Below are 24,636 nucleotides of genomic sequence, written 5' to 3'. Positions count from 1 at the left end.
CATGAACCTGAAGCCTATTTTTCTTGCCGCCGTGCTGCTGGGTGCCGGGCTATCCCCGGCCTTGGCGCAGGCCGACGGCATGGATGCGTCGCTCAACGAAACCGTGATCCAGGTCCCCAAAACGGGGCTGTTCACAATCCATCTGGAAACCACGCTGTATAAGCCCGAAGGGGCGGGGCCGTTCCCCATTGCCGTCATCAACCACGGCAAGGCTTACGGCGATTCGCGCTTTCAGGCGCGTTACCGGCCGGCCACGGCGGCGCGCTATTTCCTGCAGCGGGGTTACGCGGTCGTGGTGCCCATGCGCCAGGGCTTCTCCAAATCCGGCGGCACCTATGTCGGGGGTGGTTGCAATGTTGAAAGCAATGGCCGGGCGCAGGCGGGCGACGTCAAGGCCGTGCTGGATTACGTGACGGCCCAGCCGTGGGCGGACAAAAACAACATCGTGGTGCTTGGTCAGTCCCACGGGGGCTGGACCACGCTGGCATTTGGCGCGCAGGCTTATCCTGGCGTGAAGGCGCTGGTCAACTTTGCCGGCGGTCTGCGCCAGGAAAGCTGCGCAGCTTGGGAAAACAACCTGGCGCGCAGTGCGGCGGCCTATGCCAGGGAAACCAGCCTGCCTTCGGTCTGGTTTTATGGGGACAACGACAGCTACTTCAATACCGCTACCTTCCATGCCATGTTCGATCAATACACGGCAGCCGGCGGCAAGGCCAGGCTGATTGCTTTCGGCAAGTTCGGGTCCGATTCGCATGCCATGTTTGGCTCGCGTGCCGGGCAGCCGATCTGGCAGCCTGAAGTTTCCCGGTTGCTGGCGTCCGTGGGCCTTCCCAGCGAACCCCAGCCTGATTTCTCGGCATTCAAAATGGCCGGCTTGACGCCCGTTCCGTCTCCAACGGCGTTTGCACCGCTGGAGGATGAGGGCAAACTGCCGTATGTCAAAGACACGGGGCGCGCCGGGTACAAGGTCTACCTGACCAAATTCATTCCGCGGGCCTTTGCCATCGGGCCGGATGGTGCGTGGGGCTGGGCAGACGGCGGGGAAGACCCCCTGAAACGCGCACTCGAAAGTTGTGCTCGCCATGGCAAAAAGCCGTGCAAGCTGTATTCGGTGGACGACGTGGTCGTCTGGTCAGAAGGGGTGTGACATGCAGACACTGGACACCGCACAACTGATTGCCCTGGCCGGTGCGCTGGGCTGGGCCAGTGGCGTGCGCCTTTACCTGGTTGTGTTGCTGACCGGCCTGGCGGGCTTCATGGGCTGGATTCAGTTGCCGCCTGGCCTGCACCTGCTGGCCCACCCGGTGGTGCTGGGTGCCAGCGGTTTCACGGTGTTTGTCGAGTTTTTTGCCGACAAGATTCCGGGGCTGGATTCCTTGTGGGACGTGGTGCATACCGTGATCCGTATTCCGGCCGGTGCAGCCCTGGCCGCCGGTGTGTTCGGCGCCGACAACGGACTGATCGCGCTGGTCGCGGCCCTGATGGGTGGCACGCTGGCGGCGACCAGCCATGCGGCCAAAGCCACCAGCCGGGCGGCCATCAACACCTCACCCGAACCCTTCACCAATGTCGGTGCCTCTCTGGTGGAAGACAGCATGGTGCCCGCGGGCCTGTGGCTGGCCATAGCCCATCCCCTGGTGTTTGTCGGCTTGCTGGTGCTGGTGCTGATCCTCAGCGTCTGGCTGATCCGCCATTGCTGGCGTTTCCTGAAGCTGCTGTTTGCGCGTGTCGCCCGCATTTTCAGCGGCAAACCCGATCCCGGTTTGCCGCCGGCCTTTCATCTCAAGTCCCCTTTTTCAAAGAACGACAGACATGTTTAAAAAAATACTAATTGCGAACCGAGGTGAGATAGCTTGCCGCGTGGCCGCCACCGCCAGGCGCATGGCGATCCAGACCGTGGCCGTGTATTCGGATGCGGACGCTGGCGCCAAACATGTCAGCGTGTGTGACGAAGCCATTCACATAGGCGGTAGCGCGCCCAAGGACAGCTACCTGCGCTGGGAAAAAATCATAGAGGCGGCCCAAGCCACGGGCGCCGAGGCGATTCATCCGGGGTATGGATTTTTGAGCGAGAACGAGGAGTTTGCGCAAGCCTGTGCCCGCGCTGGCCTGGTTTTTATCGGCCCGCCCGCGTCGGCCATCAAGGCCATGGGCCTGAAGGCCGAGTCCAAACAGCTGATGGAAAAAGCCGGCGTGCCGCTGGTGCCGGGTTACCACGGCAGCGACCAGGACCCGGCGCTGCTCAAGCGCGAAGCCGACCGCATCGGTTATCCGGTGCTGATCAAGGCCAGTGCTGGTGGTGGCGGAAAAGGCATGCGTGCCGTCGACAAGGCCGAAGACTTCGATGCCGCGCTGGCCTCCTGCAAACGCGAAGCCATCAGCAGTTTTGGCGACGACGCGGTGCTGGTGGAGAAATACGCGCAGCGCCCGCGCCATATTGAAATCCAGGTGTTTGGCGACACCTTCGGCAACTACGTTTATTTGTTCGAGCGGGATTGTTCCGTCCAGCGACGGCACCAGAAAGTGCTGGAAGAGGCGCCTGCGCCCGGCATGACGGCGTCCATGCGCCAGCAAATGGGCGAAGCCGCGGTGGCCGCGGCACGTGCGGTCAACTATGTCGGTGCGGGCACGGTGGAATTCATCGTCGAGCAACGTGCCGACGGCAGCATGAATTTCTTCTTCATGGAAATGAATACCCGGCTGCAGGTGGAGCACCCGGTGACGGAAGCGATCACCGGGCTGGACCTGGTGGAGTGGCAGTTGCGCGTGGCCTCGGGCGAGAAATTGCCTCTGGCGCAGGAGCAGTTGCGCATCCATGGCCACGCCATCGAGGCGCGTATCTGCGCCGAAAACCCGGATAACAATTTTCTACCGGCGACCGGCCGCCTGCATGTGTATGGCTTGCCCGATTGTGTGTCTTTCGAACGTGGCTTGGTGCGTGTGGACGCGGGCGTGCGGGAAGGCGACACCATCTCGCCGTTTTACGACTCGATGATCGCCAAGCTGATCGTGCACGGGGATACCCGCGAGCAGGCGCTGGCGCGTATGGATGAAGCACTGGCGCAGGTCCACATCGTGGGTTTGAGCACCAATGTGCAGTTTTTGCGCCATGTGGTGCAAAGCCGCTCGTTTGCCGAGGCGGACCTCGATACCGCGCTGATCCCGCGCGAGCAGGCCGTGTTGTTCAATCAGGAAAAAATCGGCCTGCCCGTGGCCGCCGCCGCCGCCGTGGTGCTGACCCTGCTGGAGGAAAAAGCGCAGGAGACGGACGACCCCTTCAGCAAACGGGACGGCTGGCGCGCGCACGGTGTGGCGCTGCGGCGTTTCGAATTCGAGTTTCATGACCAGGCCGCCGAGCAGGCCGAGCTGACCTACCAGCATGACGGCAGCTTGCACCTGGCCGCCGGCGGCCAGGACGGCCGGCTGGTGTTTTCGCGCAGCGGGAACGTGGTGGATATCCAATTCGGCGAACAGCGCCTGGCTGCGGCCATTTATCGCCGTGGCGAGGTGGTGCATGTGTTTGCCCGGCAGGGCGCGACCCAGATCACGGTGATCGACCGGCTGGCGCATGCAGGGGAAAGCCATGGTGAAATAGGCCGGCTGACCGCGCCCATGCCTGGCAAGGTGGTGTCGTTTGCCGTGAAGGCGGGCGACACCGTCAGCAAAGGCCAGGCGCTGGCCGTGATGGAAGCGATGAAAATGGAGCACACAATTGCGGCGCCCGCCGACGGTGTGGTTCAGGAGCTGTTATACGCTCCCGGCGACCAGGTCACCGAAGGCGCGGAGCTTCTAAAAATGGCTGCCTGACAACCCAATAGAGATGATGACACGATGAAAATTACTTTTTGCTGCACCGATGCCAAGCCTGATCCCTGGTTGGCAGGTTTGCGTGCGGCGTTTCCGGCCGACAGCGTGGAGCTGTGGGCGCCCGGCGCCGAGCCCGCCGACTATGCCGTGGTCTGGGCGCCGCCCCAGCAATTTTTCGACGAACAGCCGCAACTCAAGGCCTTGTTCAATATAGGCGCGGGCGTCGATGCCTTGATGAAGCTGCGTTTTGCCGCCCCAGGCCCGAGTGGTGCGGCTGGACGACGCCGGCATGTCGGTGCAAATGGCTGAATATGTCAGCCACGCGGTGATCCGGCATTTTCGGGAGTTTGATGCTTACGAGGCCGATATCCAGCAGGGCCGTTGGTCTTACCGCAAACCGCAGCTGCGTGCTGACTTTCCGGTCGGCGTCATGGGGCTGGGGACGCTGGGTGAGCGGGTCGCCAGGACGCTGACGCAGTTTGATTTCCCGGTGCGCGGCTGGAGTCGGTCGGCCAAAAACGTGGACGGCGTGACTTGTTTTTCGGGGGATGACGGTTTTCAGGATTTCCTGGCCAGCACCCGCATCCTGGTCTGCCTGTTGCCACTGACGCCGGAGACGCAAAACATCATGAACCGGCAAACCTTGTCCCGGCTGCTGTCTGGCGCTTATGTCATCAACGTGGCGCGCGGCGCCCACCTGGTGGACGAGGACCTGATGGCGCTGATTGACAGTGGCCATCTGGCCGGCGCGACACTGGATGTTTTTCGGACCGAACCCTTGCCGGCCGCCCATGCCTTCTGGCAACATCCCAAAATCACGATCACGCCGCACACCTCGGCCCGTACCCTGCGCGAGGAAAGTATTGCGCAGATTGCCGGCAAGATCGTGGCGCTGCAGGGCGGGCAGGACATTGCCAGTCTTGCCGGTGTGGTTGACCCGAAGAAGGGATACTGAACGCATGAACCTTCCCGCCAAAGTCAAACTGGTCGATGTCGGTCCACGCGATGGCCTGCAAAATGAGAAACAGCCGGTGCCCGCGGCGGTCAAGATCGAGCTGGTACACAGGCTGCAGCATGCCGGGCTGATGGACATCGAGGTCACCAGTTTTGTCTCGCCCAAATGGGTGCCGCAAATGGCCGACAACGCGGAGGTGATGGCCGGCATCACACGCCAGCCTGGTGTCAGTTATTCGGTGCTGACGCCGAATATGCAGGGCTTCGAGGCGGCAGTGTTGTCCAAGCCCGATGAGGTCGTGGTGTTTGCCGCGGCCAGCGAGGCGTTCAGCCAGCGCAACATCAACTGCTCGATTGCCGAAAGCATAGAACGTTTCCGGCCTGTGGTCGCCGCGGCGCGGGCGCAAAACATCCATGTACGCGCCGCGATTTCCTGCGCGGTGGGCTGCCCTTACGAAGGTGAGATTGCGCCTGAGCGGGTCGGCATGGTGGCACGTCTGCTCAAGGACATCGGCGTGCAACATGTCGGGGTGGCCGACACGATTGGTGTGGGCACGCCGCTGAAAGTGCAGCGGGCGATGGACGCGGCTCTGCAGCATTTTTCTCTCGATGAGCTGTCTGGCCATTTTCACGACACCTATGGCCAGGCCCTGGGCAACACGCTGATCTGCCTGCAAATGGGCATCTGGCAATACGACACCTCGTGCGCCGGTCTGGGTGGCTGTCCTTATGCCAAAGGTGCTACCGGCAATGTGGCAACGGAAGATGTGGTCTACCTGCTGCAAGGCATGGGCATAGACACCGGCATCGATCTCGACAAGCTGATTGATGCTGGAAAATTCATCAGTGACTTTTTGGAGCGCAAACCCAACTCGCGGGCGGCCACCGCTTTGCTGAACAAGAGGGCTGGCTGATGTGTGGTGCAGAGTTGACCGTGTTGCCTGAGGGCGTTCAGCGCGTTGCCGCTGTGCTGGAGGCGCACAACCACCCGCATTCCCCGATCATGCTGGACGATGCGGCGCGCACTGCGCAGCAGGCGGCCGACGCGTTGGGCATCATGTTGGGGCAGATCGCCAAAAGCATCATTTTTCGCCGCAAGTCGGACGACGCGGCGGTGCTGGTTGTCACGGCCGGTGACCAGCGCGTGGATGAAAGAAAAGTCGAAGCCCTGGTGTGTCCTGACGGAAAACGCTTGGGCCGTGCCGATGCGGAGTTTGTCAAGACGCGCACCGGTTTTTCGATTGGTGGGGTGTCGCCGCTGGCGCATGCCAGCCCGTCCATCACGCTGATCGACCAGACTTTGTTTCGGTTTGACGACATCTGGGCCGCAGCCGGCCATCCGCATGGCGTGTTCAAGCTGAGTCCGCAGCAATTGCAAACCCTGACCGGCGCACCGGTGGCCGATGTTGCGGTGGATCCGGTGCAGGAGCGGGTTGCTTTGCAACACGCGATTGATCTGGTGACGTTTCGCGCCCGCGCCATCAAGGCCGAGACCGTGGATATTCCTTCTCCTTGTATTTCCATCTGCCGCATGAGTTCGGCCAGCGGACTGTGCGAAGGCTGCTTTCGCACACGCGACGAAATCGCCGCCTGGAGCCAGGCCTCCGATGGCGGCAAGCGTGCTGTGTGGGACCTGATTGAGCAGCGTATGGCGGCTTTGCAACCATGACCTCGCATACTGCGCCTGCAGCCACGGCCATGAAACACATCACCTTTTATTTCGACTTTATTTCGCCCTATGCCTACCTGGCGTTCGAAAAACTGCCGGAAGCCCTGAAAGGCATCAGCTACAGCGTCACTTACAAGCCGCTGCTTTTTGCCGGCCTTTTGAAACATCATGGACAACTGGGCCCGGCTGAAATTTCCGGCAAGCGCGAGTGGACCTATCGCCAGGTCTTGTGGCTGGCGCATCAGCACGGCATCACGCTGCAACTGCCTGCCACCCATCCGTTCAATCCCTTGCCCCTGCTGCGGTTGGCTGCGGCTTGTGATGCCCATGGCACACCCAACCGTTATGTCTGCGAAACCTTGTTTCGGCATGTCTGGGGCGAAGGCGCGGAGGCCAGTGATGTGCAGCGGCTGGCCGCGCTGACGGCGCAACTGGCGCCGCCTCGCGACGTCAACGGGGCCGACGTCAAAGCGCAGTTGAAGGCGCACAGCGATGAAGCGATTGCGCAGGGTGTGTTTGGTGTGCCGGCCATGGTGGTGGACGGCAAGGTGTTTTGGGGGCTGGATGCGCTGCCCATGTTGCGCGCTTTCCTGTTGGGGGATGCCTGGTTTGACGGTCCCGACTGGTCGGCGGCCTGTCAATTTGCGCCTGGTGTCACGCGCCAAAAATAGGCCTTGGCGGCCCGTTCTCCGCATGCTGAAAACTTTCTTGCGGGTTTCCCCTTAACTTGTCAGCCCCGCATAAGTTTCGTGCAAGCTCCTGTTGGTTTCAAGTCAGAGCAGGGTCAGTGACGCCCAAAATAATCTGTCCAGCCTTCCATCTCGGGGGCCACTATTATTTGGAGACTAAATCATGTCAACAGCAGCTCCTGACCGGCCGATGACAGCGGAGGAGAAGAAGGTCATCTTCGCCTCGTCGCTCGGCACCGTGTTTGAGTGGTACGACTTTTATCTGTACGGTTCGCTCGCCGCCATCATTGCCAAACAGTTCTTCAGCGGACTGGATGCAGGCGCAGCTTTCATCTTTGCCCTGCTCGCGTTTGCCGCCGGCTTCATCGTGCGTCCTTTCGGCGCCCTGCTGTTTGGCCGCCTCGGTGACATGATTGGTCGCAAATACACCTTCCTGGTGACCATCCTGATCATGGGTTTGTCGACATTCATCGTTGGCCTGCTGCCCAGCTATGCCACGATTGGTGTGGCGGCGCCGGTGATCCTGATTGCCCTGCGCATGTTGCAAGGCCTGGCACTGGGCGGTGAGTACGGCGGTGCGGCGGTTTACGTGGCGGAGCACTCTCCCCATGGCAAACGTGGTGCTTACACCTCGTGGATTCAGACCACGGCCACCTTGGGCCTGTTCCTGAGCTTGCTGGTGATTCTGGGTGTGCGCACCTGGCTGGGTGAGCAGGCGTTTGGTGACTGGGGCTGGCGTATTCCCTTCCTGGCATCCATTTTCCTGCTGGGCATCTCGGTCTGGATTCGCTTGTCGCTGTCCGAGTCGCCAGCTTTCCAGAAAATGAAGGCCGAAGGCAAAACCTCCAAGGCACCGTTGGCCGAGTCCTTTGGTCAGTGGAAAAACCTGAAGATCGTGATCCTCGCGCTGATCGGCCTGACCGCCGGGCAGGCCGTGGTCTGGTACTCGGGTCAGTTTTACGCCTTGTTCTTCCTGACGCAACAGCTCAAGGTGGACAACACCAGTGCCAACCTGATGATTGCCGCCGCGCTGCTGCTGGGTACACCTTTCTTCGTGGTGTTCGGCATGTTGTCCGACAAGATAGGCCGCAAGCCCATCATCATGGCTGGTTGCCTGCTGGCCGTGGTCACCTACTTCCCGGTCTTCAAGATGATCACGGAAGCTGCCAACCCTGACCTGGCCAAGGCACAAGCTACCGCCGGCGTCGTGGTGACGGCCGATCCAGCGACCTGCTCGTTCCAGGGTAACCCTGTGGCACGTGAGATTGACTTCAAAAGCTCGTGCGACATTGCCAAACGTTACCTGGTGCAAAACTCGGTGAGTTATGACAACGTCGCCGGCCCTGCAGGTTCGCCTGCCGTCGTCAAGATTGGTGACAAGACTGTGCAGGCGCCTGGCGGGACGGTGGCCAACCTCAAGTTTGACGAAGCTTCCGCCAAGGCCATTGCCGCGTTCAAGAAAGAAGTGGCTGAAGACCTGAAACTGGCCGGTTACCCGACCAAGGCGGATCCGGCCAAGATGAACAAGCTCCTCACGGTGGCCTTGTTGTTCTGGCTGGTTTTGCTGGTGACCATGGTGTACGGCCCGATCGCCGCGATGCTTGTGGAGTTGTTCCCGACGCGCATTCGTTATACATCGATGAGCTTGCCTTACCACATCGGTAACGGCTGGTTCGGCGGCCTGTTGCCCACCACGGCATTTGCCATCGTGGCGCAGACCGGCAATATGTACAACGGCTTGTGGTACCCCATCATCATTGCCGGCATGACCTTTGTGATCGGTACCTTGTTCATCAAGGAAACCAAGGACGTGAACATTTACGCCAAAGACTGAACGCGTACGGCAACACAGGCTTAACCGCCTGTGTTGCCCGATTGGTTTTTATAAATTTTTGGCCCTCGCCATCATTTGCCGGGGGTCTTTTTTTTTGGAGAATGACGATGTGGAAAATTGCGGTGGCCTTTGTTGTTTTTGCGGGCCTGGCCTTGTACATGCTCGCCAAGGGCGGAGATATTGATATGGGCGGCGAAAAGCACGGTGCTTTGCAAATGCCCACGCAGGTTGTGACGAAAGTAGCTGCTGCGGCCTGACGGGCCGGCCACGTCGGTGGGGGTGTTGTGTTTGCATCGGTGTGGCTGCGCCCAAAAATAGTGCATGACGCGTCAAAAATGGGTTAAATTGAATCAAACGCGAGAAAAATAGAAACACAACAACAGCGTCTCTAAGTTCCTCAGGGAGGAGCCCAGTGCATTGATTGGAGACAAGCCGATGATTTATACAAAGACGGAACTGGGGCAAACAGCGTTCCAGAGCCGATCTGTTGCACTCACGCCGCGGCAGCGCTCGGCGTTCATCATGTTTGACGGCAAACGCAGTGCCGACGAGGTGCTCAAAGCAACCGCCGGTTTGAGTGTCACGGCAGAGGATGTGACTCATCTGGTGACCTTGGGTTTGCTGGCGGCCAGCGTCGCCGCCGCGCCTGTTGCGACGCCACAGCCCGCCCCAACGTCGGTCGCCGGCGCCCCGCCTACCCAGAACGAACAAGCGCATTATTCAAAGGCCTACCCGATCGCCACACGGCTGACGGCGAGTCTGGGCCTGCGCGGCTTCAGGCTCAACCTGGCGGTGGAAGCTGCGGGTAACCTGGCCCAGTTGCAGGAGCTGGCGCCCAAAATCAAGGATGCCGTCGGGCCGGAGAAGTTCAAGGAACTTCAAAGCGCCCTGTACGACTGAGACGTGGCGGTGTATGCCGCCAGCGTGTCACGTCCGTCGCGGTCCTCGGCTCAGCGCTTGATTTCTCCGCTTTAGCGTTCCCCCTCGTTGGCGTCGCCTCTGGCCTTGGTCGCGTCAACTTGGCTTGGCGCGCCAGGCTGGCCTGACTGCAGGCGGCGAGCGCGATAAGTTTGCCCCCTAGCCTGGGTTGCGGTTTCCTTCAATGCCGCACGATGGCGCCTGCACGCCTCCCAAAAACCAGACGAAACCCTGGTAACACGTGGGCTTTTCGGCGCCCCAAAGGGTTTTAACCCCACGCAGCAGGCCTTGGCGGCTCTGTCTAGAATGTTTGACCTCTTCAGGAAAGCACCCATACATGTCCCAGGGAATCATCCGCATTCGCGGCGCGCGCCAGCACAACCTCAAAAACCTGGATCTGGATATTCGCACCGGTGAAATGACGGTGGTCACGGGCCCCAGCGGCTCGGGCAAATCATCGCTGGTGTTTGACACCCTGTTTGCCGAAGGCCAGCGCCGCTACGTGGAAACTTTTTCGGCCTACGCCCGGCAGTTCCTGGACCGTATGGACAAGCCCGCCGTGGACAAGGTCGAAGGTGTGCCGCCGGCCATTGCCATTGACCAGACCAACCCGGTACGCAGTTCGCGCTCCACCGTGGGCACCATGACCGAGCTCAATGACCATTTGAAGTTGTTGTATGCCCGTGCCGCGCAGCTGTTTGATAAAAAGACGGCGCAGGCGGTGCGACATGACACGCCCGAATCGATTTATGCAGAGTTGATGGCGCGCACGGCGGCCAGTGATGCAAGAGTGATCATGACTTTTCCTGTGGAATTGCCCGGCAATACCAGTGCCGAACAGGTGACACAGTGGCTGTCGGCCAGCGGTTTCACACGGGTGCATGCCGAGCGCGAGGTTGCCACCCCTGCCGGCCCGCACAAATTGCTGGACGTGGTGGCCGATCGTTTTCGCATTCAAAGCGCCGAAAAGGCGCGTGTGATCGAAGCCATTGAAGTGGCGCTCAAACGTGGCGGCAAGCTGAATGTGTATGTGCAGGGCGGCGAGGAAGGTGCGTTGGAGGAAATGTGGCGCTTTTCAACCGGCCTGCATTGCCCGGACAGCGACCTGCGTTATGGCGATCCCACACCGTCGCTGTTTTCCTTCAACTCCGCCATGGGCGCTTGCGAAACTTGCCGTGGTTTTGGCCGCGTGATCGGGGTGGACTACGGCCTGGTGATTCCCAACGACAAGCTGACCTTGCGTTCCGGCGCGATCAAGCCCATGCAGACGCCGGCCTGGAAAGAGGCGCAAGACGATTTGATGCGCCACGCCGAAACGGCCGGCATTCCGCGCGACACCCCTTGGTCCAAACTCACGTCCGAGCAGCAGGGCTGGGTCATCAACGGCTCGCCGAACTGGAACGGCAAATGGAACCAGCACTGGTTCGGCATCAAGCGCTTTTTTGCCTACCTCGAAAGCAAGGCCTACAAGATGCACATCCGTGTGCTGCTGTCCAAGTACCGCAGCTACACACCGTGCGAAACCTGCGGCGGTGCGCGCCTGAAGCTGGAGGCCTTGTTGTGGCGCCTGGGTTCCAAAGAGGCGGCCGATGCCGTGTTGCCGCCGGGCAAACGTTTCATGCCGGTGGGCGTGGACTGGAGCCGTGCGCAACTTGAAGCCCTGCCTGGCCTGAGTTTGCATGACTTGATGCAACTGCCGATTGACCGCCTTCGACAGTTCTTCAATGGCCTGGCACCGGCGGTTGTGCAAGACGGCGTTGCGCCCGATGCGGAATACAAGGCGTTGAAATCCTTGTTCGAGGAAATCCACACCCGCGTCAAATACCTGTGTGATGTGGGGATTGGTTACCTCACGCTGGACCGGCAAAGCCGCACCTTGTCCGGCGGCGAGGTGCAGCGTATCAACCTGACGACGGCCCTGGGCACCTCGCTGGTCAACACCTTGTTTGTGCTCGACGAACCCTCCATCGGTCTGCACCCGCGCGACATGAACCGCATCACCCAGGCCATGCACAGGCTGCGTGATGCAGGTAACACCTTGGTGGTGGTCGAACATGACCCGGCCGTGATGCTGGCCGCCGACCGCATGATAGACATGGGTCCCGGCCCGGGCGAGAAGGGCGGGCAGATTGTGTTTGACGGCACGCCTGAAGACCTGAAACACGCCGATACCCTGACCGGCGCCTACCTTGGTTCACGCAAGCAGGTCGGCATGGGTTTCAAACGTGCGGTCACCGACAACACACCGCGCCTGATTCTGGAAGGCGCACGCGACCACAACCTGAAAAACCTGACGGTGGAGTTTCCGCTACAGCGCCTGGTTTGTGTCACCGGTGTCAGCGGCTCCGGCAAGTCCACCTTGATGCAGGACATTCTGGCGCCGGCCTTGTTGCGCCAGTTTGGCAAAGCCACCGAAACGCCGGGTGCGCACGACAGACTGATGGGCGCGGACTACCTGACCGATGTGGTGTTTGTCGACCAGTCGCCGATTGGCAAGACAGCGCGCTCCAACCCGGCCAGTTATGTGGGCGCCTGGGATGCGGTGCGCGAATTGTTTGCGCAGGCCCCGTTGGCGCGGCAACGCAGTTACACCGCGTCCAAGTTCAGCTTCAACAACGGTGACGGGCGTTGCCCGACCTGCGGTGGTTCGGGCTTTGAACATGTGGAGATGCAGTTTTTGAGCGACGTTTATCTGCGTTGCCCCGACTGCGACGGCAAACGGTATCGGCCCGAGATACTGGAAGTCACGATAGAGCGCAAAGCCATCGGGGATGTGTTGCCGCGGCTGATGAATGTGTCCGACGTGCTGGACCTGACGGTGAGTGAGGCCAGCCAGCTGTTTGCGCAGGACCGCGAGGTGATTCGTGCCTTGCAGCCGATTGTGGATGTGGGCCTGGAATATGTGAAGCTGGGCCAGCCCGTGCCGACCCTGTCGGGCGGTGAGGCGCAGCGTCTCAAGCTCGCCGGTTTCCTGGCTGGCGCCTCCAAAACCGCCAGTGTCAGCCGCCAGCCGCTGGCGCTGAAAAACATCAACCGCGGCACGCTTTTTTTGTTTGACGAGCCCACCACCGGCCTGCATTTTGACGACATCGCCAAGCTGATGCGCGCCTTGCGCAAGTTGCTCGACGTCGGCCATTCGTTGATCATCATCGAACACAACCTGGACGTGATCCGTTCCGCCGACTGGCTGATCGACCTCGGCCCCGAAGGCGGTGAAGCCGGCGGTTTGCTGGTGGCACAAGGCACGCCTGAATCTGTGCGCCAGCACCCGACCTCTCACACCGCGCTGGCGCTGCGTGAATACGAGCAGGCCATGGGCAAGGTACACGGTGTCGAAGAAGCGCGGCCCAAGGCCTGGGCCACCAGGCCCAAGTTCTCCAACCTGATCCAGATCGTCAACGCCAAGGAACACAACCTCAAAAGCCTGTCGGTGAATATTCCGCGCGGCCAGTTCAATGTGGTGACCGGTGTGTCGGGCTCCGGCAAGTCCACCCTGGCCTTTGACATTTTGTTCAACGAAGGCCAGCGGCGTTACCTGGAGTCGCTCAACGCCTATGCGCGCAGCATTGTGCAGCCGGCCGGCCGGCCCGAAGTCGATGCGGTCTACGGCATTCCGCCCACGGTGGCGATTGAGCAGCGCCTGTCGCGCGGGGGGCGCAAGTCCACCGTGGGCACCACCACCGAGGTCTGGCATTTTCTGCGCCTTTTGTATGTGAAGCTGGGCATCCAGCATTGCATCAAGGACGGCGCGGCCGTGATGCCGCAAAGCCCTGAAAGTATTGCCGCGCAATTGCTCAAGGCCTACCGCGGCCAGCACATCGGCCTGCTGGCGCCGCTGGTGATCAACCGTAAAGGTGTCTACACCGAACTGGCCGACTGGGCGCGGCCGCGTGGTTACACCCACTTGCGCATCGACGGCGAGTTTTTGCCGACCACGAACTTCCCGCGCATAGACCGCTTCAAGGAACACACGGTCGAGTTGCCGATTGCCGACATCCACGTTACGCCCGACAACGAAGCCGCGCTGCGCCAGGCGCTGACGACCGCGCTGCAACATGGCAAAGGGGTGGTGCATGTGTTGGCCCCGCTCGACGGCTTGCGCGGCGCGATGTTGGCTGGCACCTCCACCAAACACATAGGCCAGTTGCAGGCCTCGTCCACGCAGCGTGCCTGCCCGGTGTGTTCCACCTCTTACCCCGAGCTGGATCCGCGGCTTTTCAGCTACAACAGCAAACACGGCTGGTGCCCGGATTGTGTGGGGTACCGGTGTCAAACTCACCAAAGAACAACGCAAGGTGTTTGACGACTCGGTGCGTGACGACGACAACAAGGGCCGCGAACAAAGTTTTGCCGAGCCCGAAGCCGACGATGTGGTGGACGCGGCCTGTCCCAAATGCGAAGGCACACGCCTGAACGCGCAAGCCCGCGCGGTGAAGTTTGCCGGCATAGGCATCGCCGACATCGCCGCCTTGTCGGTGACCGACGTGCGCGCCTGGGTGGAACAACTGGCGTTGTCCGGCCGCGAAGCGGGGATTGCACGCGATCTGGTTCCCGAGATCAAAAGCCGGCTCGAATTCCTCGAAGACGTGGGCCTGGGTTATCTGACGCTGGACCGCGGCGCGCCCACCTTGTCGGGCGGCGAAGCGCAACGTATCCGGCTGGCGGCGCAACTGGGTTCCAACCTGCAAGGGGTTTGTTATGTGCTGGACGAACCCACGATTGGCCTGCATCCGCGCGACAACCAGATCCTGTTGCGTGCCCTGGGCAAACTGAGTGAGCGTGGCAACACGCTGGTGGTGGTGGAACACGACGAAGACACCATTCGCCGCGCCGACAACATCATCGACATCGGCCCCGGCGCCGGCAAACGCGGCGGGCAGTTGGTGGGGCAGGGCACGGCCGAACACCTGGCGACGCTGCCGGATTCACTCACTGGGCGTTACCTGGCCAATCCCCTGATTCATCCGCTGCAGCTGCGCCGCGAGACGCGTACCGGCGCGGCGCCCGCCGCCGTGGTGGTGGCGCTACCTGTTGCTGCGGATGCCAAACCCGTGAGCAAACAAAAGGCGGCTGCATTAAAAGCCAAGGCCTTGAAGGCGGCTGCCGCCAGCGCCAGCGCGTTGCACAACGCGGCGCCCAGCGCTGCGGGGCCGTTCACGTCCTGGCTCAAGGTGGTGAATGCGCACTTGCACAACCTCAAAAACGTGTCGGTGAACGTGCCGCTGTACCGGCTGGTGGCGGTGACAGGCGTGTCGGGTTCCGGCAAATCCACCTTGGCGCGTGACGTCTTGCTGACCAATGTGCATGCCGCGGTCATGCAACGTTCAACCAAGGCCGGGCGTGATGCCGATGGCGCCGGCCAACATCCGGCCTGGACCGGCTGCGAAGCCATCGAAGGTTATGCCGGCGTGGACCGTGTGCTGGAAGTGGACCAGACGCCGATCGGTAAAACGCCGCGTTCCTGCCCGGCCACTTACATCGGTTTTTGGGACACGGTGCGCAAGCTGTTTGCCGACACGCTGGAAGCGCGGGCACGTGGTTACAGCGCCGGGCGTTTCAGTTTCAACACCGGCGAAGGGCGTTGCCCGACCTGCGAAGGCGCCGGCGTGCGCACCATAGGCATGAGCTTTTTGCCGGATGTGAAGGTGTTGTGCGAAACCTGCCACGGCGCACGTTTCAACCCCGAAACCCAGGCCGTGACCTGGCGCGGCAAAAACATCGGCGATGTCTTGACCATGGAAGTTGATGAAGCCGTGGAGTTTTTCGCCTCCATGCCCAGCATCGCGCACCCGCTGCAACTGCTGAAAGACGTGGGCCTGGGTTATCTGACTTTGGGCCAACCCTCGCCGACCTTGTCGGGTGGCGAGGCCCAGCGTATCAAGCTGGTGACCGAGCTGTCCAAGGTGCGTGACGACATCACGCGCCGTGGCCAGAAAGCGCCGCACACGCTGTACGTGCTGGACGAACCCACCGTTGGTCTGCACATGGCCGATGTCGAAAAACTGATTCACGTGCTGCACCGTTTAGTCAATGGTGGCCACAGCGTGGTGGTGATCGAACACGACCTGGATGTGATCGCCGAAGCCGACTGGGTGATTGACCTCGGCCCGGACGGCGGCAACGCCGGCGGCCAGGTGGTGGCGTCCGCGCCGCCGGAGGCGGTGGTGAAGCTGGGCACCCACACCGGGAAAGCGCTGGAAAGTGTGCTGGCCCGGGTGGGTGTGCCTGAGTTGCTATTGAATCAATAGCTGCTTGCGTCCGTTGTATCTGGGCTGGAGGCGGATTTGGCTTGTAAGTGCCGGCCAAATCGCCGTTCTGCTCAGCGGCGGCGCGCCGCCAGCACGGCCTTGGCAACTTCGGCAAAACCCGCGCCGCGTTCCCCCTCGGTGATGTAACGCGGCTTGTGGCTGAGCTGGGCCTCGAAGCGGCGTATATTGGCCACCCCCACCGAATGCGGGAAGGCCTCGAACATCAGCTGGTCATTGGTCGAGTCGCCGACATAGACCCAGTTCTGCATTTCGCTGTCCAGGTCGCGGCCCAGCAGTTCGCGGACTATCCAGCGTGCGCCTTCCAGCTTGTTGTGTGCGCCAAACCAGCCGTTGATGTGGATGGAGCTCACGGTGGCGTTCATGCCTTCGTTTTGCATGATGGCCACGGCCTGGTTGATGGCCTCGGCCGGCAAATGCACAAACTCGCTGTGATCTATGGCGATGTCGGTTTCGCGCCCCGGGCTGTCTTCCGATTGCACGGCGCCGGGCACTTCCAGCGTCACGCGGCGCGCCACTTCCTGCATGCGGGCGTAGTTGGCCAAGCGTGTGGTTTCATCCTGTTGATACAGTTTTGATAGCTGACTACGTCCGTCCACTATAGGTTGCAGGCTGTTTTGGCTTGAAACAAGCGCCACCGCGCCGTTTTCGGCGACGATGGCATCCACCGGCCAGCTCAGCGCAAAGGGCTCGCTCCAGCCGACCGGGCGGCCGGTGATGGGAATCACGTGTATGCCGACGGCTTTCAGGTCGGCCAGCGCCTGCAGTGCATCGGGTGTGATGGCGCCCTCGGTGGTCAGGGTGTCGTCGATGTCGGTGAAGACACCGGTGATGTGTTGGCGCTCGGTTTCGGGCCAGGTTTTCAGGGCTTTCATGCCGAAAGTGTCGCATGTCTGTACAATGGCGGCTCCCTGAGGAGCGTTGCAACCCACGACATGTGGTCTAGGCTCAGGACTTTCATTTGCAACCACGCTCACCCGCATATGCTTAGAAGCCGGGTGACCGACCGACATCCCCGTTCCTCAACGCAACATGCCGTGGCGATATTGCCCAATTGACGTTTGAAATCTGGAGAACCGTATGAGCGCCGTCCTGAAACCTGTTACTGATTCCATCATTGCCGACATCGGCCTTGCCGCCTGGGGCCGCAAGGAACTGAAGATCGCCGAAACCGAAATGCCAGGCCTGATGGCCATTCGCGAAGAATTCGCCAAGGCCCAGCCGCTCAAGGGCGCACGTATCACCGGTTCGCTGCACATGACCATCCAGACCGGCGTGCTGATCGAGACCCTGAAAGCCCTGGGCGCCGACGTGCGTTGGGCCTCGTGCAACATCTTCTCGACGCAAGACCACGCTGCCGCCGCGATCGCCGCCACCGGCACGCCGGTGTTTGCCGTCAAGGGCGAGACCCTGGCCGACTACTGGGACTACACCCACCGCATCTTCGAATTCAGCGGCGCCAAGGGCACGCCTGAAGAAGGTCCGAACATGATTCTGGACGACGGCGGCGATGCCACCTTGTTGATGCACCTGGGCACCAAGGCCGAGACCGATGCCAGCCTGCTGAGCAAGCCCGGTAGCGAAGAAGAAATCTGCCTGTTCAATTCCATCAAGGCCAAGCTCGCGCAAGACCCGACCTGGTACAGCCGCCGCCTGAAAAACATCATCGGCGTGACCGAAGAAACCACCACCGGCGTGTTGCGTTTGAATGAAATGTCGGCCAAGGGCACCTTGGCCCTGCGCGCCATCAATGTCAACGACTCGGTGACCAAGTCCAAGTTCGACAACCTCTACGGCTGCCGCGAATCCCTGGTGGACGGCATCAAACGCGCCACCGACGTGATGATCGCCGGCAAGGTCGCTTGTGTGGCCGGTTACGGCGACGTGGGCAAAGGTTCGGCCCAAGCCTTGCGCGCATTGAGCGCGCAAGTCTGGGTGACCGAGATCGACCCGATCAACGCCCTGCAGGCCGCGATGGAAGGTTACAAGGTTGTGACCATGGAATACGCCGCCGACAAGTGCGACATTTTCGTGACCACCACCGGCAACAAGGATGTGATCCGTTACGAACACATGGCCGCCATGAAGGACCAGGCCATCGTCTGCAACATCGGCCACTTTGACAACGAAATCGACATCGCTTCGCTGGAAAAATGCGAGTGGGAAGAGATCAAGCCGCAAGTTGACCACGTGATCTTCCCGGACGGCAAACGTATCATCCTGCTGGCCAAGGGCCGTCTGGTGAACCTGGGTTGCGGCACCGGCCACCCCAGCTTTGTCATGTCGTCCAGCTTTGCGAACCAGACCATCGCCCAGATCGAACTGTTCACCAAGCAGTCTGAATACGAAGCCGGCAAGGTGTATGTGTTGCCCAAACATCTGGACGAAAAAGTGGCGCGTCTGCACCTGAAGAAGGTCGGCGCCATGCTGTCCGAATTGACCGACGAACAAGCGGCCTACATTGGCGTGAACAAGGCCGGCCCGTACAAGGCCAACACCTACCGCTACTAATGGCTACTGCGCGATCCGATAGCGGCGTTGCGGGTCCTGATCAGGCAATCCTCATGCACCTGAAGTGCATTCCGGTTGCCTGCCACCCGCGCCTTGCTCTCGGGCCGCTCGCTACGCCATCAACGCCGTAAAAGGCAGAAAATTCCATCATGCGCGCTGACCTCTTTCTTGTTGAACATGGCCTGGCCACCACCCGCTCGCAGGCCCAGCGCCTGATTGCTTCGGGCGTCTTGTGGCGCGTGGAAGAGGGCGGCCCCTGGAAAAAAGTCGCCAAAAACGGCGACGAATTGCCCGGCAACGCCGAGGTCCAGGTGCCGGACACCACCGAGGCGAAATACATTTCGCGCGGCGGCCTCAAGCTCGAAGGCGCACTCCAGAAAACCGGTGTCGATGTCAGCGGCTTGCGCTGCCTGGACATCGGCCAGTCCACTGGCGGTTTCACCGACTGCCTGCTGCAGCGTGGCGCCGCCCAGGTGGTGGGTGTGGACGTGGGCCATGGGCAGTTGCACGGCACGATGCGCGACGATGCGCGCGTGGTGTGTATCGAAGGGGTCAATGCCCGTTCGCTGACGGCCGACGAATTGGTGACGCATTACAGCCGGGCCATGCGTGGCGGCGAAGAGGGCGAAGATGGCGAGGGCGGTGAAGGCTACGAAGAAGACACCGACTTCGACCCGATCTTCGACTTCCTGACCGGCGATTTGTCCTTTATCTCGCTGACCCTGGTGTTGCCCGCCGTGGTGCGCCTGCTCAAGCCCGACGGCCACTTGTTGATGCTGGTCAAGCCGCAGTTTGAATTGCAGCCTGGCCAGGTGGGCAAGGGCGGCATCGTGCGTGATCCGGTGCATTTTGCGTTTGTCGAAAAACGTTTGCGCGACACCTGCACCGGGCTGGGCCTGGAGGTGTTGGGCTGGCTGGACTCTCCGATTGAAGGCGGCGACGGCAACCGCGAATTTTTTATCCATGCGAAAAAAGGCCATGAAGCCGTGGGGGAAGACCAGCCGCTGGCGGTCGCCCCACCGCGCAAGGCCGCCAAACGCACACCGCGCAGCGAACTGCGCGCCATGCATGAGGCGCACGAGGACTCTGAAGAAGCCCACGCCGGCCAGCATGGCCCGGCGCGCGGCAAACGCCGCGACAAAGACGATTGAGCCGCGCTGCGACGTCCTGAAGAACAAGTGAGACTGGTGATGAATCTTCCGATCAGCTTTGAATTTTTCCCACCCAAAACGCCTGAAGGCGCCGACAAGCTGCGCGGTGTGCGCCAGGCCTTGTACGCGCACCAGCCCGAGTTTTGCTCGGTGACTTTTGGTGCCGGTGGCTCGACCCAGGACGGCACCTTTGGCACGGTCAAGGAAATCCTGGCCGAAGGTGTGCAGGCCGCCTGCCACTTCTCTTGTGTCGGTGCGACCAAGGCCACGGTGCGCCAGCAACTGGCCGAGCTGCAGGCCATGGGCGTGACGCGCCTGGTGGCCTTGCGCGGCGACCTGCCCAGCGGTTACGGCATGGGTGGCGAGTTTCATTACGCCAGTGACCTGGTGGCGTTTATCCGCGAGACCACGGGCGATGCCTTTCACATCGAGGTGGCGGCCTACCCCGAGATCCATCCGCAGGCCAAATCGGCCGACGCCGACCTGCAGGCCTTTGCGACCAAGGTCAGGGCCGGTGCCAATTCGGCCATCACCCAGTATTTTTTCAACGCCGACGCCTACTTCCGCTTCGTCGATGACACGCAGAAGATGGGAATTGATGTGCCGGTGGTGCCCGGCATCATGCCTATCACCAGTTCCACGCAGCTCATGCGTTTCAGCGACGCCTGCGGCGCAGAAATCCCGCGCTGGATACGCCTGCGCCTGCAGGGCTACGGCGACGACACCGCGTCCATCAAGAGTTTTGGCCTGGACGTGATCACCGCCCTGTGCGCCCAGCTGCAAACAGCCGGCGTGCCCGCCATCCATTTCTACACCATGAACCAGGCCGCCGCGACCACGGAAATCATCCGGCGGCTGAACGGGGCTTAAGGCCGGCCACCCATGCAACAGGGTGTGATCCGGTTTGCCTTGGCCGCCAGCTTGCTGGCGCTGCTGGCCGCGTGTACGACGGCGCCGGTGTCCACGCCGGCCACACCTGCCGAGCCCGTGCCACGCGCCGGCAAGACTCCTAAAGCGCCAGGCGCTTCCTCCAGCCAGACGGCATCACCCGCAGAGCGGCCGGCCGATGAGCCGGCCCGGCCGGAGCTGCTGGCGGGCGAACCCGCGCGCGAGTTCGAGCGCGGCGGCGCCTCCTGGTATGGCCCGGGTTTTCAGGGCCGGCGCACCGCCAGCGGCGAGATTTACGACATGCACGCCCTGACGGCCGCCCACCGCACCTTGCCTTTTGGCACCATGGTGCGGGTGCACAGCCTGGTCAACGGCCGGGACGTGGATGTACGCATCACCGACCGCGGCCCCTTCAGCCGCAACCGCATCATCGACGTGAGCCGCGCCGCCGCCGAAGAACTCGGCATGTTGGGCCTGGGCTTCAAGGAGGTGGTGCTGCTGGTGCCGGAGTCCACGCCAGCGGTGGCTGAAGCGCGGCCACCGCCAGCGCCGGCCAAAAAACGTGCACGGGTCGTCAAGCGGGTGAAGCCGAAGGCGCGTTGAACCTGGCTCACTGCAGGTGTCAGGGGGCGCTGAGTTTCTGGCCGCCGGTCGCACCAGCACCGGCGGTTTGCGGTCGCTCAGTTGACGAAAGTCACGTCGTCCCTGGCCTGCGGCGGTATCTTGATCGCGAGGGCTTTGACGGGCCCGCTGGTCACCACGGTGCCGCCATGTGCCGTGCCTTTGGGGATGATGATCAGCGTGCCCGGTTTGAATTCCTTGCGTTCGCCGCCCAGCCACATCGCGCCGCTTCCTTCGATGATGTACTGGATCTCGTCGGTTTTGGGATGGATATGTTTTGCCACGTTGCCGGACTGAATGCCAATCGTGGCGTTGTCGGTGCTGACAAGTCCCCGGGCATTCATCTCGGGATTGGGCGTGGCTGGAATCTCGCCATGCTTGAGCGCCATGAGGTCGATCATCGCGGGAGCCAGGGGCGCCGACTGCGCATGCGCGTCGGGCAGCGCGTGATGCGCCAACGGCGACACCGCAATTCCGGCCGCAAATGCAGTGGCGATGGCAAAGCTGAAGGCAGTCGTGGAGTAGCGCATGGGTCCCATCCTTTGAGGTAGTTAGAGTTGGCGGGCCAGTATGCGCAGGTAGCGCCTGACTTGCCAATAGCGCCGACCCGGTAAGGGCAGACCGGCCATCCGCGGATCGCGCGTCAAGCCTGATCCTGCCAAAACCGGCTGGCCAGCCAGAAGGCGTGGGTAAACCAGATTTTGTGCATGAAATCGGCACTGCGCCCTTATTTGGCGAGCGTCAGTAGCTATTAAATGCATAGCGTTTACGGGTTGGGTGCTTGGGTTCCAGGCGACCAAGTCAAGTATTTACCCTGGCTTTTCCCGTGGCTTGTCGAAACGGCTATACGCTAATCGTCGTGCAGCTGAGAGGCCTGAAAAGGCCTTGGTAAAACCCAACCGAAAGGAAAACCGCATGACTGCCTCAGCCCTCATCGCCCCCGCCTCCGACCGTGAACTGGTCCTGACCCGGCTGATCGCCGCCCCGCGCGAGAAGCTTTACGGGGCCTGGACCCAGCCCGAACTGCTCAAACAGTGGTTTGCCCCCAAACCCTGGCGCACGCCGCGCGCCGAGTTGGATGTGCGCCCCGGCGGCGCCAGCATGATTGTCATGGCCGGCCCGGACGGCACAGAGTTCCCCAGCCGCGGCGTCTACCTGGAGGTGGTGCCCAACCAGCGCCTGGTGTTCACCGACGCCTACACCGAAGCGTGGCAGCCGTCTGAAAAACCCTTCATGACCGTGGTGCTGAGCTTTGTCGACGAGGGCGGCAAGACGCGTTACACCGCCCGCGTGTTGCACTGGTCGGTCGCCGACCGCGAGGCGCATGAAAAGATGGGTTTTTATGAAGGCTGGGGCCAATGCACCGACCAGCTCGCCGAACTGGTGGGCGCGCCCAAGCCCACGGCTTGAGCGTTTGAACAGATCAAAAACTTCCGTGGAGGAATCACAGATGAACACCACAAGCACCGTCAGCCCGATTTCAAAACCCGCCCTCTGGACAGGCCGCGTCCTCACCGGCCTGGTCCTGCTTTTCCTGCTGATGGACATCAGCATCAAGTTCATGGGTGTGCCGCAGGTGGCCGAGTCCTTGATCCAGCTCGGCTGGCCCGTGACCTCGGCCGTGCCGCTGGCCGTGTTGCTGCTGATCTGCGGCCTGCTTTACGCCTTCCCGAAAACCTCCGTGCTGGGGGCTGTGCTGCTGACGGGTTATCTGGGCGGCGCGATTGCCACGCATGCACGCATTGGTGATCCCTTGTTCAGCCACACGCTGTTTGGTGTGTATATCGGGGTGCTGATGTGGCTGGGGCTTTGGTTGCGGGATGGGACGTTGCGGGCGCAGATGCCTTGGCGGGTTTAGTACAGGGATCAACTTTCCTGTCTGTCCGCCAAGAGTTTGTCAAAGGGCTGTGGCTGCTTGGCGCGCGCGATGCAAAAGCTGTGATGTCGGCCCCGGATTAGGTTCGATCCCACAATATAGATTGTGAGTTAGCTGTCGTTTGGTGTGGCGGGTGAAGCTGGTTGGAATGGTTAGGGTATGCAAACTTGCGCCTTGGACCAGCAGAGCAATATTTAGGGCGATAGAACATGGAGATGACATAGCTACTGAACAATTCATAGATATTGGCGAGCTTCATTCGCCCGAAGTAGATGGCATTCTCAATCCTGATGCGGCCCAACGTTTGAGTTAGACGCCAGGCGACTCGATATAGAGGCCGGCGGTCTCTTCTGAACTGAATTCGATGACATGTATTCTGAGCAACCCAGAGGTGATTGCTGGTTCGAACTCTCGCTGCAGACGATCAAGATAGAAGCTTGCGGGGCGCGCGGTTTCTTCCTGAACGTTCGCAAGTACCAGAGCCAAGTAGACATTGGCCTTCTTAATGGTCTTGTAGTGATGTAGTTTTGTCAGCATCACGTAGAGACGATCCCGGAACATCAACGATGTATACCCGCTAGGCCGAGTTTCGACAAAGACTTCTGAATCGACCGTGTTGATGTAGGCATCAAAGATCGGTGTGGTATCAGTGATTGGATCTATGCCAGAGAACTGCGTGGACAACTTGGCTTCCTGGATGACGTTGAAGGCCTGCAGATTTTGAGCCGAAACGAACTTCGCGATCGAGGTTGACTCGAGCTTTGCTCGATCTATGCGGCGGCTGGGCGCTTCCGCCGCCGCGGCTCGCGGCACCTCTTCTTCCCTTCGCTTCGCGGCGACTTCTTCGTCAGCTGCCTTCTTCACCGTCAACAGCTCTGCCATTTGATCAGGCAGGCCAAATATGTTGGTACTTGTTTGCCGTTGCGAGACGCTGGTTGTCACTGTTATTAGCTGTGTACGCAGCTCGGCATTCTCTTTCTTTAACTCCGTCTTCTGAGTTTCCTTTTCCTTTAGCGACTTGGACATGTTGACGAGCTTCCCGAGGGAGAAGTTGTCAAACAACTCGCTGAGCACCAATACAAGCACGAAGGCTAGAAGCACTAGAAGCCCGCCGGAAATCTCTCCTCGTGGCTCTATGAGAAAGAATCGAAAAACAACCATCACCCCCAAAAAGATGCAGAAGATGACGATGAGTGTTCGAACGAACCAGTTCGATGACGGTTGCTCCATGTGGTTTCCTAGTGTTTTTCTTCTGGTGTTTAACGTAATGTATGCCGCAAAGTCTGCGGTATAAAAATGCCGCAGCGGCATAAGCTGGTGCTGAATAAATCAGCCATGTTGTTCCGCAAAGAATTTTCTGATCTCACCCCAGCTTCCCAGCTTCCCAGCTAAACAATTGACCGACAAACCCCGCCGCCACCGAGTTTAGGTGCTGCTCGCGTATGGGGCCTC

At 61.0% G+C, this 24,636-nt stretch carries 18 protein-coding genes, 2 pseudogenes and 1 riboswitch; of the genes and pseudogenes, 17 read left to right on the top strand and 3 right to left on the bottom strand.

Going from position 1 to position 24,636, the window contains the following annotated elements:
• The first annotated feature begins 1 nt into the window (after position 1).
• From ACHMXK_RS20375 to uvrA, 11 genes and pseudogenes are all read left to right on the top strand, one after another.
• A complete protein-coding gene (locus tag ACHMXK_RS20375; protein WP_397442340.1) occupies positions 2–1,147 on the top strand; it encodes a dienelactone hydrolase family protein in 1,146 nt (381 codons plus the stop codon).
• A 1-nt stretch (position 1,148) separates the two neighbouring features.
• Positions 1,149–1,820 (top strand): DUF4126 domain-containing protein, encoded by a 672-nt coding sequence (locus ACHMXK_RS20370; RefSeq protein WP_397442339.1) that lies wholly within the window; start codon positions 1,149–1,151, stop codon positions 1,818–1,820.
• Positions 1,813–3,807, top strand: a complete 1,995-nt coding sequence (locus tag ACHMXK_RS20365; RefSeq protein ID WP_397442338.1) for an acetyl/propionyl/methylcrotonyl-CoA carboxylase subunit alpha — start codon at positions 1,813–1,815, stop codon at positions 3,805–3,807. The genes ACHMXK_RS20370 and ACHMXK_RS20365 overlap by 8 nt, the downstream gene beginning before the upstream one ends.
• Positions 3,808–3,831: 24 nt before the next feature.
• Positions 3,832–4,762 (top strand): annotated as a pseudogene (locus ACHMXK_RS20360) (2-hydroxyacid dehydrogenase).
• Between the two features lie 4 nt (positions 4,763–4,766).
• The gene (locus tag ACHMXK_RS20355) at positions 4,767–5,675 is read left to right on the top strand and encodes a hydroxymethylglutaryl-CoA lyase (RefSeq protein ID WP_397442337.1); all 909 of its coding nucleotides are present in this window, start codon (positions 4,767–4,769) and stop codon (positions 5,673–5,675) included.
• A gap of 20 nt (positions 5,676–5,695) precedes the next feature.
• Complete coding sequence (locus tag ACHMXK_RS20350) at positions 5,696–6,430, top strand: YbaK/EbsC family protein (RefSeq protein WP_397442336.1); 735 nt, start codon at positions 5,696–5,698, stop codon at positions 6,428–6,430.
• 29 nt (positions 6,431–6,459) lie between these two features.
• Positions 6,460–7,101 carry a 2-hydroxychromene-2-carboxylate isomerase gene (locus tag ACHMXK_RS20345; RefSeq protein ID WP_397442575.1) on the top strand — a complete coding sequence of 214 codons (642 nt, stop codon included), beginning with the start codon at positions 6,460–6,462 and terminating at the stop codon, positions 7,099–7,101.
• Between the two features lie 181 nt (positions 7,102–7,282).
• Positions 7,283–8,953, top strand: coding sequence for an MFS transporter (locus tag ACHMXK_RS20340; protein ID WP_397442335.1), 1,671 nt, complete (start codon positions 7,283–7,285; stop codon positions 8,951–8,953).
• A 107-nt stretch (positions 8,954–9,060) separates the two neighbouring features.
• Positions 9,061–9,210 carry a hypothetical protein gene (locus ACHMXK_RS20335; RefSeq protein ID WP_397442333.1) on the top strand — a complete coding sequence of 50 codons (150 nt, stop codon included), beginning with the start codon at positions 9,061–9,063 and terminating at the stop codon, positions 9,208–9,210.
• Between the two features lie 178 nt (positions 9,211–9,388).
• On the top strand, positions 9,389–9,853 hold the full coding sequence (locus ACHMXK_RS20330; RefSeq protein ID WP_397442332.1) for a hypothetical protein: 465 nt from the start codon (positions 9,389–9,391) through the stop codon (positions 9,851–9,853).
• A gap of 355 nt (positions 9,854–10,208) precedes the next feature.
• Positions 10,209–16,097 (top strand): annotated as a pseudogene (gene uvrA / locus ACHMXK_RS20325) (excinuclease ABC subunit UvrA); the annotation flags it as partial.
• A gap of 93 nt (positions 16,098–16,190) precedes the next feature.
• Here uvrA and ACHMXK_RS20320 read toward each other — a convergent pair.
• Positions 16,191–17,012: an HAD-IIB family hydrolase gene (locus ACHMXK_RS20320; protein ID WP_397442331.1), complete on the bottom strand. Its 822-nt coding sequence runs from the start codon at positions 17,010–17,012 to the stop codon at positions 16,191–16,193.
• Positions 17,013–17,044: 32 nt separating this feature from the next.
• Positions 17,045–17,119, top strand: a riboswitch (S-adenosyl-L-homocysteine riboswitch).
• Between the two features lie 98 nt (positions 17,120–17,217).
• Here ACHMXK_RS20320 and ahcY point away from each other — a divergent pair.
• From ahcY to ACHMXK_RS20300, 4 genes are all read left to right on the top strand, one after another.
• Positions 17,218–18,648, top strand: a complete 1,431-nt coding sequence (gene ahcY / locus ACHMXK_RS20315; RefSeq protein WP_397442330.1) for an adenosylhomocysteinase — start codon at positions 17,218–17,220, stop codon at positions 18,646–18,648.
• Positions 18,649–18,797: 149 nt separating this feature from the next.
• Positions 18,798–19,799: a TlyA family RNA methyltransferase gene (locus tag ACHMXK_RS20310; protein ID WP_397442329.1), complete on the top strand. Its 1,002-nt coding sequence runs from the start codon at positions 18,798–18,800 to the stop codon at positions 19,797–19,799.
• Positions 19,800–19,838: 39 nt separating this feature from the next.
• Entirely contained in the window at positions 19,839–20,669 is an 831-nt protein-coding gene (gene metF / locus ACHMXK_RS20305; RefSeq protein ID WP_397442328.1) for a methylenetetrahydrofolate reductase [NAD(P)H], read from the top strand.
• 12 nt (positions 20,670–20,681) lie between these two features.
• Positions 20,682–21,290 carry a septal ring lytic transglycosylase RlpA family protein gene (locus ACHMXK_RS20300; RefSeq protein WP_397442327.1) on the top strand — a complete coding sequence of 203 codons (609 nt, stop codon included), beginning with the start codon at positions 20,682–20,684 and terminating at the stop codon, positions 21,288–21,290.
• A gap of 77 nt (positions 21,291–21,367) precedes the next feature.
• Here the strand turns inward: ACHMXK_RS20300 and ACHMXK_RS20295 are convergent, their stop codons facing one another.
• Positions 21,368–21,838 carry a cupin domain-containing protein gene (locus ACHMXK_RS20295; protein WP_397442326.1) on the bottom strand — a complete coding sequence of 157 codons (471 nt, stop codon included), beginning with the start codon at positions 21,836–21,838 and terminating at the stop codon, positions 21,368–21,370.
• 385 nt (positions 21,839–22,223) lie between these two features.
• Here ACHMXK_RS20295 and ACHMXK_RS20290 point away from each other — a divergent pair, with 385 nt between their 5' ends.
• Positions 22,224–22,718: an SRPBCC family protein gene (locus tag ACHMXK_RS20290; protein WP_397442325.1), complete on the top strand. Its 495-nt coding sequence runs from the start codon at positions 22,224–22,226 to the stop codon at positions 22,716–22,718.
• A 40-nt stretch (positions 22,719–22,758) separates the two neighbouring features.
• Positions 22,759–23,166 carry a DoxX family protein gene (locus ACHMXK_RS20285; RefSeq protein ID WP_397442324.1) on the top strand — a complete coding sequence of 136 codons (408 nt, stop codon included), beginning with the start codon at positions 22,759–22,761 and terminating at the stop codon, positions 23,164–23,166.
• Between the two features lie 327 nt (positions 23,167–23,493).
• Here the strand turns inward: ACHMXK_RS20285 and ACHMXK_RS20280 are convergent, their stop codons facing one another.
• A complete protein-coding gene (locus ACHMXK_RS20280; protein WP_397442323.1) occupies positions 23,494–24,414 on the bottom strand; it encodes a hypothetical protein in 921 nt (306 codons plus the stop codon).
• Positions 24,415–24,636: the final 222 nt, after the last annotated feature.

The organism is Polaromonas sp. UC242_47 (assembly GCF_044452385.1).
Lineage (GTDB): Bacteria > Pseudomonadota > Gammaproteobacteria > Burkholderiales > Burkholderiaceae_C > Polaromonas.
The sequence above is the reverse complement of the archived record's forward strand: the minus strand, read 5'-3'. Positions and strand labels throughout refer to the sequence as shown.

Bases quoted from the DNA above. Each gene is read 5' to 3' on its own strand.
- ACHMXK_RS20290 (WP_397442325.1), top strand. From the start codon at position 22,224: ATGACTGCCTCAGCCCTCATCGCCCCCGCCTCCGACCGTGAACTGGTC.
- ACHMXK_RS20320 (WP_397442331.1), bottom strand. From the start codon at position 17,012: ATGAAAGCCCTGAAAACCTGGCCCGAAACCGAGCGCCAACACATCACC.
- ACHMXK_RS20310 (WP_397442329.1), top strand. From the start codon at position 18,798: ATGCGCGCTGACCTCTTTCTTGTTGAACATGGCCTGGCCACCACCCGC.
- ACHMXK_RS20280 (WP_397442323.1), bottom strand. From the start codon at position 24,414: ATGGAGCAACCGTCATCGAACTGGTTCGTTCGAACACTCATCGTCATC.
- ACHMXK_RS20285 (WP_397442324.1), top strand. From the start codon at position 22,759: ATGAACACCACAAGCACCGTCAGCCCGATTTCAAAACCCGCCCTCTGG.
- ACHMXK_RS20335 (WP_397442333.1), top strand. From the start codon at position 9,061: ATGTGGAAAATTGCGGTGGCCTTTGTTGTTTTTGCGGGCCTGGCCTTG.
- ACHMXK_RS20375 (WP_397442340.1), top strand. From the start codon at position 2: ATGAACCTGAAGCCTATTTTTCTTGCCGCCGTGCTGCTGGGTGCCGGG.
- ACHMXK_RS20295 (WP_397442326.1), bottom strand. From the start codon at position 21,838: ATGCGCTACTCCACGACTGCCTTCAGCTTTGCCATCGCCACTGCATTT.
- ACHMXK_RS20300 (WP_397442327.1), top strand. From the start codon at position 20,682: ATGCAACAGGGTGTGATCCGGTTTGCCTTGGCCGCCAGCTTGCTGGCG.
- ACHMXK_RS20355 (WP_397442337.1), top strand. From the start codon at position 4,767: ATGAACCTTCCCGCCAAAGTCAAACTGGTCGATGTCGGTCCACGCGAT.
- ahcY (WP_397442330.1), top strand. From the start codon at position 17,218: ATGAGCGCCGTCCTGAAACCTGTTACTGATTCCATCATTGCCGACATC.
- metF (WP_397442328.1), top strand. From the start codon at position 19,839: ATGAATCTTCCGATCAGCTTTGAATTTTTCCCACCCAAAACGCCTGAA.
- ACHMXK_RS20340 (WP_397442335.1), top strand. From the start codon at position 7,283: ATGTCAACAGCAGCTCCTGACCGGCCGATGACAGCGGAGGAGAAGAAG.
- ACHMXK_RS20345 (WP_397442575.1), top strand. From the start codon at position 6,460: ATGAAACACATCACCTTTTATTTCGACTTTATTTCGCCCTATGCCTAC.
- ACHMXK_RS20370 (WP_397442339.1), top strand. From the start codon at position 1,149: ATGCAGACACTGGACACCGCACAACTGATTGCCCTGGCCGGTGCGCTG.
- ACHMXK_RS20365 (WP_397442338.1), top strand. From the start codon at position 1,813: ATGTTTAAAAAAATACTAATTGCGAACCGAGGTGAGATAGCTTGCCGC.
- ACHMXK_RS20330 (WP_397442332.1), top strand. From the start codon at position 9,389: ATGATTTATACAAAGACGGAACTGGGGCAAACAGCGTTCCAGAGCCGA.